This is a genomic window from Streptococcus sp. SN3 (genome assembly GCF_030439905.1).
The window spans coordinates 432,772-448,945 of record NZ_JAQFJF010000002.1 but is presented as its reverse complement, the minus strand read 5'-3'; the positions used below and the strand labels follow the sequence as shown (position 1 = coordinate 448,945).

Annotated in this window: 15 protein-coding genes; 10 read left to right on the top strand and 5 right to left on the bottom strand. The window is 45.4% G+C overall.

Annotation, left to right across the window (positions count from 1 at the left end; translation table 11 throughout):
* Window positions 1-10 precede the first annotated feature (10 nt).
* Window positions 11-424: a hypothetical protein gene (locus PCY71_RS06130; RefSeq protein WP_048772181.1), complete on the top strand. Its 414-nt coding sequence runs from the start codon at window positions 11-13 to the stop codon at window positions 422-424.
* Between the two features lie 38 nt (window positions 425-462).
* On the opposite strand, the gene PCY71_RS06125 is transcribed toward PCY71_RS06130, so the two are convergent.
* The gene (locus tag PCY71_RS06125) at window positions 463-2,751 is read right to left on the bottom strand and encodes a Xaa-Pro dipeptidyl-peptidase (protein ID WP_048772185.1); all 2,289 of its coding nucleotides are present in this window, start codon (window positions 2,749-2,751) and stop codon (window positions 463-465) included.
* 104 nt (window positions 2,752-2,855) lie between these two features.
* Here PCY71_RS06125 and gla point away from each other — a divergent pair, with 104 nt between their 5' ends.
* The 9 genes from gla to PCY71_RS06080 all read left to right on the top strand — a co-directional run bounded on the left by gla (window position 2,856) and on the right by PCY71_RS06080 (window position 12,260).
* A complete protein-coding gene (gene gla, locus PCY71_RS06120) occupies window positions 2,856-3,761 on the top strand; it encodes an aquaglyceroporin Gla (protein WP_048772187.1) in 906 nt (301 codons plus the stop codon).
* 64 nt (window positions 3,762-3,825) lie between these two features.
* On the top strand, window positions 3,826-5,109 hold the full coding sequence (locus PCY71_RS06115; protein WP_301412476.1) for a DUF308 domain-containing protein: 1,284 nt from the start codon (window positions 3,826-3,828) through the stop codon (window positions 5,107-5,109).
* 95 nt (window positions 5,110-5,204) lie between these two features.
* Entirely contained in the window at window positions 5,205-5,939 is a 735-nt protein-coding gene (locus PCY71_RS06110; protein ID WP_301412475.1) for a CppA N-terminal domain-containing protein, read from the top strand.
* Window positions 5,936-6,871 (top strand): serine hydrolase domain-containing protein, encoded by a 936-nt coding sequence (locus PCY71_RS06105; RefSeq protein ID WP_048772196.1) that lies wholly within the window; start codon window positions 5,936-5,938, stop codon window positions 6,869-6,871. The genes PCY71_RS06110 and PCY71_RS06105 overlap by 4 nt, the downstream gene beginning before the upstream one ends.
* A 150-nt stretch (window positions 6,872-7,021) precedes the next feature.
* Window positions 7,022-7,900, top strand: a complete 879-nt coding sequence (mvk, locus tag PCY71_RS06100) for a mevalonate kinase (RefSeq protein ID WP_048772199.1) — start codon at window positions 7,022-7,024, stop codon at window positions 7,898-7,900.
* Window positions 7,882-8,829: a diphosphomevalonate decarboxylase gene (gene mvaD / locus PCY71_RS06095; RefSeq protein ID WP_048772202.1), complete on the top strand. Its 948-nt coding sequence runs from the start codon at window positions 7,882-7,884 to the stop codon at window positions 8,827-8,829. The genes mvk and mvaD overlap by 19 nt, the downstream gene beginning before the upstream one ends.
* Window positions 8,819-9,838, top strand: a complete 1,020-nt coding sequence (locus PCY71_RS06090) for a phosphomevalonate kinase (RefSeq protein WP_048772207.1) — start codon at window positions 8,819-8,821, stop codon at window positions 9,836-9,838. The genes mvaD and PCY71_RS06090 overlap by 11 nt, the downstream gene beginning before the upstream one ends.
* Window positions 9,819-10,826, top strand: coding sequence for a type 2 isopentenyl-diphosphate Delta-isomerase (gene fni / locus PCY71_RS06085; protein ID WP_075202643.1), 1,008 nt, complete (start codon window positions 9,819-9,821; stop codon window positions 10,824-10,826). Before PCY71_RS06090 ends, fni begins: the two co-directional genes overlap by 20 nt.
* 82 nt (window positions 10,827-10,908) lie before the next feature.
* Window positions 10,909-12,260 (top strand): IS3 family transposase gene (locus PCY71_RS06080; protein WP_141640262.1). Its coding sequence is split into 2 segments (ribosomal slippage): window positions 10,909-11,350 and window positions 11,350-12,260, totalling 1,353 coding nucleotides; the frame shifts between segments, so codons are not numbered across the junction.
* 43 nt (window positions 12,261-12,303) lie between these two features.
* Here PCY71_RS06080 and PCY71_RS06075 read toward each other — a convergent pair.
* The 4 genes from PCY71_RS06075 to PCY71_RS06060 form a co-directional block, all read right to left on the bottom strand.
* Complete coding sequence (locus PCY71_RS06075) at window positions 12,304-13,578, bottom strand: hydroxymethylglutaryl-CoA reductase, degradative (protein ID WP_048772218.1); 1,275 nt, start codon at window positions 13,576-13,578, stop codon at window positions 12,304-12,306.
* Window positions 13,575-14,753: a hydroxymethylglutaryl-CoA synthase gene (locus PCY71_RS06070; protein ID WP_048772222.1), complete on the bottom strand. Its 1,179-nt coding sequence runs from the start codon at window positions 14,751-14,753 to the stop codon at window positions 13,575-13,577. The genes PCY71_RS06075 and PCY71_RS06070 overlap by 4 nt, the downstream gene beginning before the upstream one ends.
* Window positions 14,754-14,897: 144 nt before the next feature.
* On the bottom strand, window positions 14,898-15,365 hold the full coding sequence (locus PCY71_RS06065; RefSeq protein ID WP_048772225.1) for a threonine/serine exporter family protein: 468 nt from the start codon (window positions 15,363-15,365) through the stop codon (window positions 14,898-14,900).
* A 4-nt stretch (window positions 15,366-15,369) separates the two neighbouring features.
* Window positions 15,370-16,146, bottom strand: a complete 777-nt coding sequence (locus PCY71_RS06060; protein ID WP_004188833.1) for a threonine/serine exporter family protein — start codon at window positions 16,144-16,146, stop codon at window positions 15,370-15,372.
* Between the last annotated feature and the right edge of the window lie 28 nt (window positions 16,147-16,174).

The window sequence follows — 16,174 nt, the reverse complement described above, 5'->3', positions numbered from 1 at the left end:
AGAAGACAACTTGAAAAATAAGAAGATAAAAGCTTTGCTGTTGGTAGTGCTCTCATCCCTCTTCATCCTAATTGGCTGTAGCGGCAGCCCCAAAATTCAGGGAAAATGGAATGTACAGGACGCTAGCGGTGAACAAAAGACCATTGAAATAAAAGATAAGACCATTATTGTCAACGAAGAAGAGTATGAGTATACTCAAAATGCAGTTGGTTTTAAGAATGGGGTGAGTTATTATGGCCTGACTCGGAAAGATAATGGCGGAACATTTTCTATCGTCTTTCCTGAGAAAGATAAAAACACTGCTATTATGTTAATTCCTGATTCAGACGATGACTATCTCACAGGCAGTATGCTTTTTGCTATGAATCGCAAGGAAAAGCCGGATTATAAAAAATATGCAGAGGAATATCTCAATCTACGATAAAAGAAGAAAGCGCTGAATTTCAGCGTCTTTTTCTTTTATTAATGTGATGTCATGGTTGGCAAATCCAAACTAGATTGCTCCAAATCTACCGTCAGCTGATAGTCAGTCTTATCACGAACGGTATGCTCAAAGTCCGTAGTGTAGAGGACGAGGCGCAGTTGGTCGCCTTTTTTCATCTTATAGATGGTTGGTTGCAATTCAAAGGAAAATTCCAGCCATTGGTCAGGAGTGACTTCTTCGACTGTCAGTAGATTGGTTCGATTTTGCAGATTGAGAAAACCTTTGGTGATGACGCGATGAGGCGTTTCGGCAAAGGGCAGCTCAAGCAGATTGTCCAGCATATAGTAGCGGCCGTTGTCCATGACTCTAGGCTCAATAGGCGTAGGAATCGGTGTGAGACGCTTAGCTGGTCCGAAGTCCAGTAATTGAGCAGAAATCAGTCCCTTATCGGTGCTGGATTTGAGGCGAAGATTGAGCTGGCTCGCTCCGTTGAGAAAGAGGTCCTTTTCCAAGGTCCAGTCCAGAGTAATCTGGTTGACTTTACCGTCAAAAAGCTCAGTCTTGAAGTTTTGGTAGTTTTTGGCAAAACGATTATAGTCTTCTTCTGGATATTGATTTCGGATAGATTGGCAGTCTTGGCCTAGTTGGAGATGAAGATTCTGCTCTTGCCCACCGAAGTCTTCCAAGGTTAGCCAGCTTTGAGCTTGGCTGTTGTTCTGCCAGATGACTGCTGGCAGTTCGAAGTCTGATTCACAACCCAGCAGTTTCTTGCTCAGCAGAGCATTGATAGTCTCACGGAAGTCGATGGACTGCCAGTTGTTCATGTAAACATGGGCACCGTTATGGAAGAAGAGATGCTTTTTTATGCGGGATGGTAAGGCCCGAAACATATTATAGACATGGAGGGGCTTGACATTCCAGTCTTGAGAGCCGTGGGTAAAGACGACTTCGGCCTTGACCTTATTTGCATGGAGCAGGTAATTGCGGTCATGCCAAAATTGATTGTAATCCCCGGTTTGCCGGTCTAGGTCTTTGCGCTGCTGCTCTAGGCTTTGCTGATAAGTGTCATTATGACGCAGGTAGTCACCAGCCCTCAGGTTGCGGGAGTAGGTCAGTTCGGTCAGGGATTCAAAATCCTCTCCTGGATAGCCGCCAGGACTAGTGACAAGGCCGTTTTCGCGGTAGTAATTATACCAAGAAGAAATCCCAGCTTCAGCGATAATGACCTCCAAACCATCTACGCCAGTCGTTGCCAGTCCGTTGGACATGGTGCCCAGATAGGAGATACCGGTCGTAGCCACTTTTCCGTTGGACCAAGTGGCCTTGATTTCCCGTTGGCGAGTGTGGTCGGTGAAGGCTCGGCAGCGGCCGTTGAGCCAATCAATAACGTTCTTATAAGCCTCGATCTGCTGATAGTCGCCGCTGGTCATCAGTCCTTCAGAGTCTTTAGTTCCTACGCCAGACACATAGAGATTGGCAAAGCCGCGAGGCAGCAAGTAATCATTGAGCGTGTAGGTGCCGATATGACCTAATTTTTCCTCGGCTTCAGAGACTTCTTGAACTGGAGCTAGCGAATCCAGCTGGAGCAATTTGAGCTCAGGATCTTGTACCGTGATTTGATGAGGTTCTTTTTTTACTAAGTCCACATTCATGTCGTGGAGAGCCTTGTCGCTTGCGGGGTCGTTGGTTCCTTGATGATAAGGAGAAGCGGTCATAACTGCAGGAATTTGTCCTTGATAGCAGGGCCGGATAATGCTGACCTTGATGAGGTCCGGACGGCCGTCTCGATCAGTATCCACGCGTGATTCCACATAAACCACCTCTCGGATAGCATCATGGCTGGAAAAGGTTGCCAAGCTCTTACCGTTGAAGTAGTGGTGGGTATTGTCCTCAGGAATCAAACCCTCGCTGACTAGCTTATCAATCAGCAAATTACCATTTTTTGTCCGAGTGTTGAGCAGCTGGTAGAGATTTTCCAACAAGTCTCCAAATGTAATGGGAAATCCTGTTTCTTTGCGAAAGGCCTCAACATCTGTAAAATCAATGAAAGGCGTGAATTCAAGCAGCTGAAAAGCCACAGTGTAAAAGATAGGAGCTGTCAGTTCTCTGTCAGACTGGAAAAAGCTCAGCAGGTCTGTTTGGCTGTCAGCAGCCCAGGATTTTAAGGGATAATCTGTATTTTTATAAGTGAAAAAGCTGGTGCGGAGAAAATCTTCAAGATTTTCCTTATCAGAGCGATTGCTGTCATAAAAAAAGCCTAATTCAGCTAATTCTGTCAACATATTTTCCCGTTTCGTTCTTGCATAACTATACTGATTAAAACGCATATTCTTCCCTCTTTTTCTTATTTTTATTAAAAATGACCTTTACATTATCCATTATACTTGATAAAATAGACTTTGTCTAAAAAATATTTAAGGAGTATCACTAAATGGATTTCGAATGGGTCGTTAAATACGCCACAGAATTTTTAGGAACAGCTATCCTCATTATCTTGGGGAACGGAGCTGTTGCCAATGTTGAATTAAAAGGAACTAAGGGACATCAGAGCGGTTGGTTAGTCATCGCTGTCGGATACGGTATGGGGGTTATGATTCCAGCTTTGATGTTTGGTAATGTGTCCGGTAACCATATCAACCCTGCCTTTACTTTGGGACTTGCTGTCAGCGGTTATTTCCCTTGGGCACAGGTTGCACCATACATTGCAGCCCAGCTTTTAGGAGCTATTTTCGGACAGGCCTTGGTCGTTGCGACTCATCGCCCTTACTATTTGGGAACAGAAAATCCTAATAATATTTTGGGTACTTTCTCTACCATCTCTAGTCTAGACCATGGCACGCCTGAATCACGTAAAGCAGCCTTGTTCAATGGTTTTATCAATGAATTTGTTGGTTCTTTTGTTCTTTTCTTTGCTGCTATGGGCTTGACCAAGAACTTCTTTGGAGCAGAATTGTTGAGCAAAGCTGAAGCAACTATCAATTCGCAAGCTGCTCAGATGGCAGCACAAGGGACTTCAGTTCCTAAAGAACAGATTGCTGCTGCAATATCTCAGGCTAAAGACCAAGTTGCACCATTCCAAGTTGGTAGCCTTTCAGTCGCTCACTTGGCACTTGGTTTCTTGGTAATGGCTTTGGTAACCTCACTGGGAGGCCCTACTGGACCTGGACTGAACCCAGCTCGTGACCTTGGACCTCGTATCCTCCACTTCATCCTGCCAGAATCTGTTTTGGGCAAACACAAGGGTGATTCAAAATGGTGGTATTCTTGGGTTCCAGTTGTGGCACCGATTCTTGCAGGTATCACAGCAGTCCTCTTGTTTAAAACAATCTACGGATAAGCACATAAGATCAGAGTTGGGGGGATTTCCCCAGCTCTTTTTTTGAACGATAGAGAAGGTAAAGATGGAGATGCAAGTATCAAAATTTCATAAGGTCAGTGGCCGCAGGACCTTACTCTTTGGTTTTTTAGCCCTTGTTTTTGGCCTGATTATCATTGTCAATGGCTTCAGATTTACCAAGCTGGCCTTCGATTTTATTTCGCTTTATCTGACAGTTGTTGGCTTGGTAAATATTGTTCTTCATGTTTTTACGCGCAAGAAAGAAGGGGCTGTCTGGCATAGTCTGCTTCAGATTGCAGTCGCCATGGGTATCAGCTGGCTCAACCGAATCAGTGATGTGCCTGTCAATATTGTGATTATTAGTTTGGGTAGCTACCAGCTCTTGACTGCCGGTATTTACGGAATGACCTATCTGCTTTATCGGCAAAATCATGTCAAGGGAGGTTTGCGCTATCTATTTGATACCATTCTCTATGGTGGGATTGGGCTGACCAGTATTCTTTCGCCTGCGACTGACGGACACTTACAGTTTTTGATTTTGGGAATCTATTTGATGATGCTGGGAATGTCCAATATCCGGGATGGCCTCTTTTTCGACAATGACCGTGAAAAACATCGGCTGCGTAGGCAAATTCGTATTAACCTCCCTATTATTTTTGCAGCCTTTATTCCAGTAGAAAATCTGGAGCGCTTTAATCGACTGATTCAGGGAGATGCAGCTTCTGATCGTAAAAATGTTTATAGTCTTGTTAAGAATAGAGAAAAAAAGGCGGACTTGGAGGTCTTGGTCCATACTTCAAAGACAAGTTTATTAGGAGCCATTGGTCATGTAGATATTTGTTATCAGGGACAAGTGATTTCTTATGGTAGCTATGATGTTTTTTCTGAGCGATGCAAGGGCATGATTGGAGACGGTGTTCTTTTCAAGGTTCCTAAAGATGTCTATATTGAGCTTTGCAAAAAAGAAAGCAAGAAAACACTTTTTGGTTATTCTCTGGCTTTGACGGATAAGGAGGAGGAAGCGGTTGAGAAGCGCCTGGCTGAAATTGATCAGCTGTTAGTAGAATGGGAGCCGCCAGCAGAACTGAAAAATGGCCAGCCAACATACTCCTACAAGTTGAAGCATGAACTAGGAGCGCAGCTATATAAGTTTAAAACCAGTCGTTTCAAGACGTATTTTGTCCTGTCGACCAACTGTTGCCTGCTAGCAGATTCGATTATTGGGCAGGCTGGGACAGATATTCTGGATATTCGTGGTATTATCGCACCTGGTACCTACCAGTCCTATCTGCAGTACGAGTTTGAGTCCGCTAGGGGTTTGGTTATTGCTCAGACCGTTTACCAATAAATCCAAGTCCTTCTTGTTTTAAAAATTGTTTATTTGCGCATAATTTCTTGTCAAAAAGATGAAAATCCATTACAATAAAATGGTTTGGAGGAATTATGAGAGCGAATCATATTATTAGAATTATCCCTGTATTAAAAATAAATAATCGTCATTTAAATCAAGAGTTTTTTGTAAATCAGCTGGGCATGAAGGCTCTTTTAGAGGAAGCTGCTTTTCTGTCCTTAGGAGATCAGACCAAGACAGAGAAACTGCAGCTGGAAGAATCACCCAGTATGCGGTCGCGGCGAGTAAAAGGTCCTAAAAAATTAGCCAGAATCGTTGTCAAGGTTGCAGATGCTAAAGAAATCGAGTCTCTATTGGCTCAAAAGCCTGCTTGGACTAAGCTGTATCAAGGAGAGAAAGGCTATGCTTTTGAAGCTCTGTCACCAGAGGGTGACCTAGTTCTCCTGCATGCAGAAGAGAATAGAACAAATCTTAAAGAAGTGGCGGAGGCGCCTGAATTTGAAAAGCAAGAGGACTTCATCGGTCTTAGTCAATTTGAGATAGAGACGGTAGAAATTCGTGTGCCTGATGCCAATGCAGCTCAAGAATTTTATAGCAAGATTGAAAATGCGCTGGATTTCCTGACCTTTACAGAAGCAGAGGGACAAGACTTGCAGGCAGACAATGCCCTAACTTGGGACTTGACTATGCTCAAAGCTCAGGTCAATCGTTTAGAAACCGCTGCGCTGCGTCCTATCTTTGAAGGACACGAGGTTTTTGTACCCAAGTCAGATAAGTTCCTGTTGAGTCAGGATTCTAGCAAGATTGAATTGTGGTTTGAAGCATGACTCTAGAAAACATCATCAGTAAAATCAAAGAACAGCTAAAAGATGGTATCTATCCCGGTGCTAGTCTGGCCTTGTACCAAGCTGGCCGGTGGCAGGAATTCTACTTTGGTCTAGCTGATCCGCAAGAAGGAAAGGCCACTCAAGCGGGGTTGGTCTATGACTTGGCTAGCGTCAGCAAGGTGGTCGGAGTTGGTACTCTGGCAGCCTTTTTGTATGAGCAGGGCAAGCTGGAGCTGGATTTGCCCTTGCAGCACTATTATCCGGCCTTTCATCGAGAAGATGTGACCTTGCGTCAGCTCTTGACCCACACGTCTGGACTAGATCCCTTTATTCCCAATCGTGATCAGCTGGCAGCTCCTGAGTTGAAAGCAGCGCTCAATCATTTGATAGTGCTTGAAGATAAGACTTTCCGCTATACGGATGTGAATTTTCTGCTCTTGGGCTTTATGCTGGAAGAGATCTACGGTCAGTCCTTGGATCAGATTTTTCAAAGTCAGATTTTCCAGCCTTGGGGTTTGGCTAAGACTAGTTTTGGACCAGTTCCAGGGGCTGTGCCGACCGTTCGCGGTGTCCAGGATGGTCAGGTTCATGATCCCAAGGCGCGTGTTCTAGGCATCCATGCTGGCAGTGCTGGCTTATTTTCAACTCTCAGGGATTTGGAAATATTTTTAGAGCATTATCTGCAGGATGACTTTGCGGTCAATCTGACCCAGAATTTTTCCAAGGAGCCTGGCAAAAGACGCAGTCTAGCTTGGAATCTAGAGGGCAGCTGGCTGGATCACACTGGCTACACAGGAACCTTTATCATGTATAATCGCAAGGAGCAAAAGGCGGCTATTTTCCTATCCAACCGGACCTATGAAAAAGACGAGCGGGCTCAATGGATCTTAGATCGTAACCAGCTGATGGACCTGATAAGAAGAGAACTTTAAAAGACTCCGGCTGCAAGCCCCGGAGTTTTATCGTGTCTGCTTATATAAATATCGGTCTCTAGCCCCAGTGATTTTCTCTTAATAAAAATCGCTTTTTTTGCCAAAGTATATTAAAATAAGATAGAGAGAATCTACAGACAAGAGAAGAATATGACAAAAGAAATCGGTGTCGGCAAGGCACATAGTAAAATTATTTTAATGGGAGAGCATTCGGTGGTCTACGGCTATCCGGCCATTTCCCTGCCCCTTAATCGTATTGAAGTGACCTGTCAGGTCTTTCCGTCTGAGCGGGCCTGGACCCTCTATGCTGAGGATACGCTGTCTATGGCTGTTTTTGCCTGTCTAGAACATCTCGGTCGGCAAGGGGCTAAGATTCGCTGTCAGGTGGAGTCCATGGTCCCTGAGAAGAGGGGAATGGGGTCTTCAGCCGCGGTTAGTATTGCAGCTATTCGGGCGGTCTTTGACTACTTTGAGGAAGAGCTAGATGACCAAACACTGGAGATTCTAGCCAATCGGGCAGAGATGATTGCCCATATGAATCCCAGCGGCCTTGATGCCAAGACCTGCCTTAGCGATGTAGCTATTAAGTTTATCCGCAATTTCGGTTTCAGTGAAATAGAGCTGGATCTGGATGCCTTTTTAGTGATTGCAGATACGGGCATTCACGGTCATACCCGCGAAGCTATCCGTGCTGTAGAAAGTCAGGGTCAAAAAGCTCTGCCTTTGCTGCAGGAATTGGGGAATTTAACGAAAATCCTTGAGAAGGCTATTTCTATCAAGGACCTGATGACAATGGGACAAGCTATGACCAAGGCTCATGAGAAGCTAGCCAAGCTAGGGGTTTCTTGCCAGAAAGCAGATGAGCTGGTAGCGGCAGCTCTTGAAAATGGAGCTTTGGGAGCTAAAATGAGCGGCGGTGGTCTGGGCGGCTGTGTCATTGCTCTTGTAGGAGAAAGAAGTCAGGCGGAGGCCTTAGCCGCCTTATTGAGAGAGAAAGGGGCCATTAACACATGGATCGAAAGTCTGTAAGTGTCAAATCCTATGCCAATATTGCAATTATCAAATATTGGGGGAAGAAAGATGCAGAAAAGATGATTCCGTCTACCAGCAGTATCTCGCTGACACTGGAAAATATGTATACCGAGACGCAGCTGAGTCCTTTGCCGGATTCAGCGACTGGAGATGAGTTTTATATTGACGGTCAGCTGCAAAGCCCAGCAGAACATGCCAAAATCAGTAAGATTATTGACCGTTTCCGCTCTCCAGAAGATGGTTTTGTCCGTGTTGATACCAGCAATAATATGCCAACAGCAGCAGGGCTGTCTTCCAGCTCCAGCGGTCTATCTGCTCTAGTCAAGGCCTGCAATGCTTATTTTCAGACGGGCTATCAGACGCAAGAGATGGCTCAGTTGGCCAAGTTTGCTTCAGGATCCTCTGCTCGCTCTTTCTTTGGTCCGCTAGCAGCCTGGGATAAGGACAGTGGGGCCATTTATCCAGTCAAGACGGATTTGAAACTAGCCATGATTATGCTGGTTCTGCACGATGAGAAAAAGCCCATTTCCAGCCGCGACGGTATGGAGCTCTGTGCTAAAACTTCCACCATTTTTCCAGATTGGATTGCCCAGTCTGGCTTGGATTATCAGGCCATGCTGGGTTATTTACGGGACAATGATTTTGCCAAGGTGGGCCAGCTGACGGAGGAAAATGCTCTTCGAATGCATGCCACGACAGAAAAGGCTTATCCGCCGTTTTCTTATCTGACAGAGGAGTCTTACCAAGCTATGGATGCTGTCAGAAAGCTACGGGAGCAGGGCGAGCGTTGCTACTTTACCATGGACGCGGGACCAAATGTTAAGGTGCTCTGCTTGGAGGAAGACCTAGACCATCTGGTGGCCATTTTTGAGAAGGACTACCGACTTATCGTCTCCAAAACAAAGGACTTGTCAGATGAAGACTAATGCAAGAGTTCAAACCTGCGGTAAGCTCTATCTGGCGGGTGAATATGCAGTGCTGGCGGCAGGTCAGCCGGCCATTATCAAGGCCATTCCTATCTATATGACGGGAGAAATCCAGACAGCCTCTGCCTATCGCTTGACATCAGATATGTTTGAACACAGCGCTAAGCTAGAGCCGGACCCCGATTATGCCTTGATTCAGGAGACGATAGGGGCTATGAACACTTATTTGCTAGCCTTAGGCTACCAACTTCAGCCTTTTTATCTGAAGATTAGTGGCAAGATGGAAAGAGAAGGCAAGAAGTTCGGGATTGGCTCCAGCGGTAGTGTGGTTATTCTGACAATCAAGGCTATGGCGGCACTTTATGAGCTGGACTTAGAGCCAGAGCTACTCTTTAAGCTGGCTTCTTACGTTCTCCTCAAGCGCGGGGACAATGGCTCCATGGGAGATCTAGCCTGCATTGCTTATGAAGACCTGATTTACTACCGATCTTTTGATAGAGAGCTGGTTCGCAAGCGTATGGGCAAAGTTGATTTACAGCAATTACTAGCAGAGGATTGGGGTTTTGAAATTCGTAGTATTAAGCCTTGCTTAGTCATGGATTTTCTGGTTGGTTGGACCAAGCAGCCGGCTATCTCTAAGGACTTGGTCAATCAAGTTAAGTCAGCTATTTCAGAGTCCTTTTTGACAGGCAGTAGGATGCAAGTTGATGCTTTGGAGAGAGCTTTATTAGCAGGAAAGAAGCTTGCTATTCAGTCTAGTCTGGAAAAGGCTAGTCAGCTATTAGAAACACTCAGTCCAGCTATTTATACAGACAGGCTGAAAGTCTTAAAAGAAGCGGCAGAGGGACTGAACTGTGTGGCTAAGAGCAGTGGTGCCGGTGGTGGCGACTGCGGGATTGCTTTCAGCTTTGATGCCGCATCTAGCAAGCAACTGATTCAAGCCTGGCAAGAAGCTGGCATTGAGCTATTATACAGAGAAAGGATGGGCCATGATGAGCCAGAATCGTAAGGATGACCATATCAAATACGCTTTAGAGCAGCGTCCGGGTTACAACAGTTTTGATGAAATGGAACTGGTTCACCGTTCTTTGCCCAAGTACGATTTGGCAGAGATTGACCTATCTACTCACTTTGCTGGTCGTGATTGGGACTTTCCTTTTTATATCAATGCCATGACTGGTGGCAGTCACAAAGGCGGTCAAATCAATGAAAAGCTGGCTCAAGTAGCTGAAAGTTGTGGCCTTCTTTTTGTAACTGGCTCTTACAGCGCAGCCTTGAAAAATCCTTCTGATCCTTCCTATTGGGTGGCGGCTGGTCGGCCTAATTTATTGCTGGCTACCAATATCGGCTTGGACAAGCCTTATCAAGCCGCCCAGCAGGCGATAGCTGATTTGCAGCCCCTCTTTTTGCAGTTTCATGTCAATCTCATGCAGGAATTGCTGATGCCAGAGGGCGAGCGGGAGTTTCGCTCTTGGCGCCAGCACTTGACAGATTATAGTCAGCGGCTGGATCTTCCCCTAATTCTTAAAGAAGTTGGCTTTGGCATGGATCGCTCTACTGTCGAAGAAGCGCGCTCCTTGGGGATTCAGACTTTTGATATTTCCGGCCGGGGTGGCACTAGCTTTGCCTATATTGAAAATCAGCGGGGTGGCAATCGTGACTACCTCAATGATTGGGGACAATCTACTCTGCAGAGTCTGTTAGCGCTTCAGCCACTTCGCGATGAGGTCGAACTCTTGGCTAGTGGAGGTGTCCGCCATCCTTTGGATATGATCAAAGCCCTTGTCTTAGGAGCGAAGGCAGTCGGTCTCTCTCGCACCATGCTGGACTTAGTGGAAAATCACTCGGTGGAAGAGGTTATTGATATTGTAGAGGGCTGGAAATCGGATCTGCGCCTCATCATGTGCGCCCTGTCCTGCCGAAACTTGCAAGAATTAAAGAGTGTACCCTATCTACTCTACGGTCGGCTAAAAGAAGCTCAGGAACAGATTAAATAGCATAAAGACATAAAAAAAAGGCCATCATGAACCGCACCCCAAAAGTTAGACAGAAAAATCTAACTTTTTGGGGTGTTTTTAAATGAAATTAACTTATGAGGATAAAGTTCAAATCTATGAACTAAGAAAACAAGGAATCAGCTTCAAGCGACTTTCAGAAAAATATGGAATGAACCTTTCAAATCTTGATTACTTAATCCGATTGATTGATCGCTACGGAATAGATAGTGTCAAAAAAGGGAAAAACCGTTATTACTCTCCTGAATTAAAACAAGAAATTATCAATAAGGTTTTGATTGAAGGTCGTTCGCAACTAAGCGTATCTCTGGATTATGCTCTCCCAAGTAGTGGATTACTTTCAAATTGGCTGGCACAATACAAGAAAAACGGGTATACTATTGTTGAGAAAACAAGAGGAAGGCCAGCTAGGATGGGACGTAAACGGAAGAAAACTTGGGAAGAAATGACAGAATTAGAGCGACTTCAAGAGGAGAATGAGCGTCTACGTACCGAGGTGGCCTACCTAAAAAAGTTAAAAGAGCTAGAAGACAGGGACGAAGCCTTACAGCGAGAAAGGCAGAGACAGTTAGAGAAATGGTTTCAGGAGGATTTCGATTAGATTTACTTCTTGAAACGGCACATTTAGCTCGCTCAACTTACTACTATCACTTAAAACAGCTAGATCAACCAGATAAGAATCAAGAACTTAAAGCTGAAATTCAGTCAATTTATAGTGAGCATAAAGGAAATTATGGCTATCGGAGAGTCACTCTTGAACTAAGAAATCGTGGCTTCGTAGTCAATCATAAAAAGGTCCAAGGTCTGATGAAAGTCCTTGGTTTAACGGCTCGAATTCGTCGGAAACGGAAGTATTCTTCCTACCAAGGAGAGATTGGCAAGAAAGCAGAGAATCTCATTCAACGCCAGTTTGAAGCATCCAAGCCAATGGAAAAATGCTATACGGATGTGACAGAGTTTGCCATTCCAGCAAGCAGGCAGAAACTCTATTTATCGCCTGTTCTAGATGGATATAACAGTGAAATCATTGCTTATCATCTTTCTACTTCACCAAATTTAGAGCAAGTAAAAACGATGTTGGAACAGGCGTTCACAGAGAAACACTACGAGAATACGATTCTCCATAGCGATCAAGGCTTGCAATACCAACATGATTCTTATCATCGCTTTCTAGAGAGTAAGGGAATTCAGCCATCCATGTCACGCAAGGGTAACAGCCCAGACAACGGCATGATGGAGTCCTTCTTTGGCATTCTTAAGTCTGAGATGTTTCACGGTTATGAGAAGAACTTTAGGTCTTTAGAAGACCTTGAGCAAGCTATTGTAGACTACATTGATTGCTACAATAACAAACGAATCAAAGTCAAACTAAAAGGACTTAGTCCTGTACAATACAGAACTAAATCCTTCACTTAAATTATTTGTCTAACTTTTTGGGGTCAGTACATCAATGGCCTTTTTACTTGTCCTGTTTTCGTAAGTCAGCTAGTATTTCCTGAGCAGCAGCGAGGTTGAAAGTCTTCTTGACTGTTAAACAACTGGCTACAGCAGCGATTTCTTCGCCTTGGGCTCCAGCTTGCAATGCTAAAGATTTGGCTTGCAATTTCATATGACCGGCTTGGATGCCAGTGCTGACTAGGGCTTTGAGGGCGGCGAAGTTTTGTGCCAATCCGACTGAAACGATGAGGGAAGCCAATTCCTTGGCCTGAGGCTGCCCCAGCAAGTCAAAGCTGGCTGCCACTGCGGGATTGAGGCCAATGGAACCTCCTTTAGTTGCAATGGGCATGGGCAGGGTCATCTGACCATGAAGCTGGCGTTTGTCTGGGTCTGCCGTCCAAGTAGAGAGGCCGCGGTAGCTTCCTTCTCGGCTGGCATAGGCATGAGCACCGGCTTCTATAGCTCGCCAGTCATTTCCAGTAGCCAGCACCAAAGCATCAATACCATTAAAGATCCCTTTATTGTGGGTAGCTGCCCGGTAAGGGTCGACCTGGGCTAATTTGCTAGCCAGATGAATCTTATCCGCAAGAAGTTCCGCCTCAGCCTTATCCCGGCTGAGAAAGCGATAGTCGATGACACAGCGAGCTGTTACGAGACTATCAGTTGCATAGTTTGACAGGATAGCCATCAGACTCTTACCGCCAGTCAGCTCTTCCAGAGAAAGGGTGAGGGCCTCCAGCATGGTGTTGAGCATATTGGCTCCCATAGCTTCCTGCGTATCCACAGATAGATAGAAAATGAGGAAGTCATCCTTTTGCTCCAGCCAGAAATCTCTAGCTCCACCGCCACGGGCAACAATTGATGGATAGGCTTGGTTGGCCTGTTCCAGCAACTCTTTCTTTTTCCTGAGAACATCTTTAATGGCTTGCTCTGCCTTATCAAGCTGATAAAGGGCAATTTGCCCAATCATCTGGCGCTTGTGAACTTCGGTTTTAAATCCGCCTGAACGTTTGATAATCTTAGCTGCAAAGCTAGCCGCTGCTACCACAGATGGCTCTTCTGTCACAAAAGGAACTTGATAGCTTTTGCCATCCACCAGAAAGTCTGGCACCAGAGAGTAGGGCAAGGCCAGAGTGGCCAGTACATTTTCGCTCATCTGATTGGCTGTTTCCAGAGGCAAAGTCTGCTGACTGTCTAGCAGCTGCCAATGTTCATCTTGTAAAAGCCCCTTTTCTTTCAGCATCTGCAGCCGTTGAGCAGGAGTTTTTTTGGAAAATCCAGTCCAGTTTACTTTCATGATGATTTCTCAACTTTGATATACTTACGCTGGTGCTCTGCAATTTCCGCCAGAGCAAAGCTTTGGTTTTCATAGCCAGAGAAACTGGCATTTCCCTTTTCATCCGGCTCAGCTTCTTCAAAAAAGATACGCTCGTAATCCGGGATGGAAAGAGCCTGACGCTGGTCTAATTCCTCTAGGCGTGTTTGAGATAGATGCTTTTCATAGCCCTCTACCAAATTGGCACTGAAAATCTCAGAGACAGCTCCGCTGCCATAGCCAAAGAGAGCAATCCGATCGCCGGCCTTGAGGTTGTCAGAGTTTTCTAAAAGAGACAGGAGTCCTAGGAAGAGAGAGCCGGTATAGATATTTCCAACCTTCTGACTGTAGAGAATGGAGGCTTCAAAGTTCTCTCTGAGCTGGTCTTGCTGCTCTTGAGGCAGGCTTTTATCCATGATTTTATTGAGGCCTTTGAGAGCCAATTTTGGATAAGGCAGGTGGAAGCAGTAGGCCGCAAAATCTTTGAGAGCCAGCTTGTGGCGTTTTTGGTACTCCGTCCAAGTTGTCTTTAAGCTATCCAGATACTGCTGGGTTGAATAGAGCCCGTTGACATAAGGCGTTGTCGAGTAATTTGGGCGCCAAAAATCCATGACATCGCGTGTCTGAGCTACATTATCATCATTGAAAGCGAGGATACGAGGATTGCTGCTAATCAGCATAGAAATAGCTCCCGCTCCCTGAGTTGGCTCGCCAGGTGTATGAATGCCATACTTGGCAATGTCGCTAGCTAACACCAAAACTTTGCTGTCTGGATGTTTTTCGATATGGAGCTTGGCATAGTCCAGTGCAGCAGTAGCTCCATAGCAGGCTTCCTTGATTTCAAAGCTGCGGGCAAAAGGCTGGATGCCCAAAAGGCCGTGGACAAAAACTGCTGCCGCCTTGCTCTGGTCAATCCCTGACTCAGTAGCCACGATGACCATATCAATCTTTTCTTTGTCCTCTGCTGTCAGGATGGGTTCTGCTGCCGCCGCTCCCAAGGTAACAATATCCTCAGTCAGAGGAGCAATGCTTAGTTCCTTGAGCAAGAGTCCCTTGCTAAGCTTTTCTGGGTCAGTCCCACGGGCTGCCGCTAAATCATTTAATTTTAAGACATAATTACTGGTCGCAAAACCGATTTTGTCGATTCCGATTGTCATTATAAGACCTCTTTAAATCCTTTTATTCTAGTATATTCCGAAGACTATTTTACCATACTTAGAAATAAAACTCTTACAAAAACATCTAATCTCAGCTAAATCAGGCTTAAGATGTATTTTCCAAAAGAAAAACAGCAGATGATTCTACTGTTTATGTGCTGTGAGTTTGGTTTGGCGCTTTTTCAAGTAGTTGTAGAGCTTGAGTACGACGGTGCCGCTGGCCATGCCAATCGAGATGACCAAGGCCAGAATGACCACCAGAGTGGCGTGAATCATAGCCTGGCTGTAGTCACCAGTGACAAAGAAGGCAGTCGTCCGATAGGAAATGTAGCCTGGGACCAGAGGCGCTAGAATAGCCAAAATAAAAACAACAGCGGGCGTTTTATAGATGATGCTGAGGATTTGGCTGACGCAGGAACCAATGATAGCAGCCACAAAGGTTGCTATGATGACGTTGGTCGGTCCTTTGAGCAGGAGATAGAGTAGCCAAATAGCCATGCCCAGCACTCCGCCGGGAATCAGCATACTGCGCTGAACATTTAAAACGATTAAAAAAGTAATAATGGCCAGTAGGCTGGCAACTGCTTGCAGTAAGAAAGTCAAGATTGTCATAGGCTTATTTCATAATAAGGAGGGCGACAGAGGTACCTGCACCGAGAGCAAGAGTGATGAGGAGCGATTCAAAGAGCTTGCTCATCCCAGAGTTGATATGGTTGGTCATGATGTCACGCACAGAGTTGGTCAGAGCAATGCCGGGCACAAAAGGCATGACAGAACCTGCAATAATCAAATCATCTGTGGAGTTAAAACCAGAATAGCGTGTCCAGATATGAGCCAGCAGTCCAAAGACGAAGGCTCCGGCAAAAGCTGTCACAAAAGGGATACGGATATATTTGTCAACATACAAAGAGAAAGCAAAGCCAAAGAAGGTGGCAATGGCCGCGCCTAAAGCATCGTAGAAGTTTCCGCCAAACATGATGGAGAAGAAGGGAGCACTGAGCGTTGCGGCAGCAATCAGCTGCTTGTTGTTATAGGGCAGCTCCTTCACTTTGAGGCGATTCAGCTCATCAAAAGCCTCTTGAAGGCTGATTTCTCCTGTAACCAACTGACGGGAGACCTGATTGACATCGCAGACCTTTTCGATATTGTAGTTGGTCTTGAGATTGCGCTTCATCCGTGAGATATTTGTATTTTCAATCGAAAAGAAAATAGCCACTGGCATTGCTAAGGCATTGCAGTCGATTATCCCTTGTGAATGAGCGATACGAATCATGGTGTCTTCCACCCGATAAGTCTCGGATCCGCTCTGTAGCAGCAGTGTCCCAGCCAGCATGATGACATCTACCGCCAGATTGAAATCTTTGGCTTCTTCCCTGATACCTTTCTCTGTCATTTCCCCAGTCCTTTTCCTAGTATAGCAA

Coding starts and splice junctions, on each gene's coding strand:
- PCY71_RS06115 (WP_301412476.1), top strand. CDS start 3,826: ATGGAGATGCAAGTATCAAAATTTCATAAGGTCAGTGGCCGCAGGACC.
- PCY71_RS06090 (WP_048772207.1), top strand. CDS start 8,819: ATGAAGACTAATGCAAGAGTTCAAACCTGCGGTAAGCTCTATCTGGCG.
- PCY71_RS06070 (WP_048772222.1), bottom strand. CDS start 14,753: ATGACAATCGGAATCGACAAAATCGGTTTTGCGACCAGTAATTATGTC.
- PCY71_RS06105 (WP_048772196.1), top strand. CDS start 5,936: ATGACTCTAGAAAACATCATCAGTAAAATCAAAGAACAGCTAAAAGAT.
- PCY71_RS06075 (WP_048772218.1), bottom strand. CDS start 13,578: ATGAAAGTAAACTGGACTGGATTTTCCAAAAAAACTCCTGCTCAACGG.
- PCY71_RS06110 (WP_301412475.1), top strand. CDS start 5,205: ATGAGAGCGAATCATATTATTAGAATTATCCCTGTATTAAAAATAAAT.
- mvaD (WP_048772202.1), top strand. CDS start 7,882: ATGGATCGAAAGTCTGTAAGTGTCAAATCCTATGCCAATATTGCAATT.
- PCY71_RS06060 (WP_004188833.1), bottom strand. CDS start 16,146: ATGACAGAGAAAGGTATCAGGGAAGAAGCCAAAGATTTCAATCTGGCG.
- fni (WP_075202643.1), top strand. CDS start 9,819: ATGATGAGCCAGAATCGTAAGGATGACCATATCAAATACGCTTTAGAG.
- PCY71_RS06125 (WP_048772185.1), bottom strand. CDS start 2,751: ATGCGTTTTAATCAGTATAGTTATGCAAGAACGAAACGGGAAAATATG.
- PCY71_RS06065 (WP_048772225.1), bottom strand. CDS start 15,365: ATGACAATCTTGACTTTCTTACTGCAAGCAGTTGCCAGCCTACTGGCC.
- mvk (WP_048772199.1), top strand. CDS start 7,022: ATGACAAAAGAAATCGGTGTCGGCAAGGCACATAGTAAAATTATTTTA.
- gla (WP_048772187.1), top strand. CDS start 2,856: ATGGATTTCGAATGGGTCGTTAAATACGCCACAGAATTTTTAGGAACA.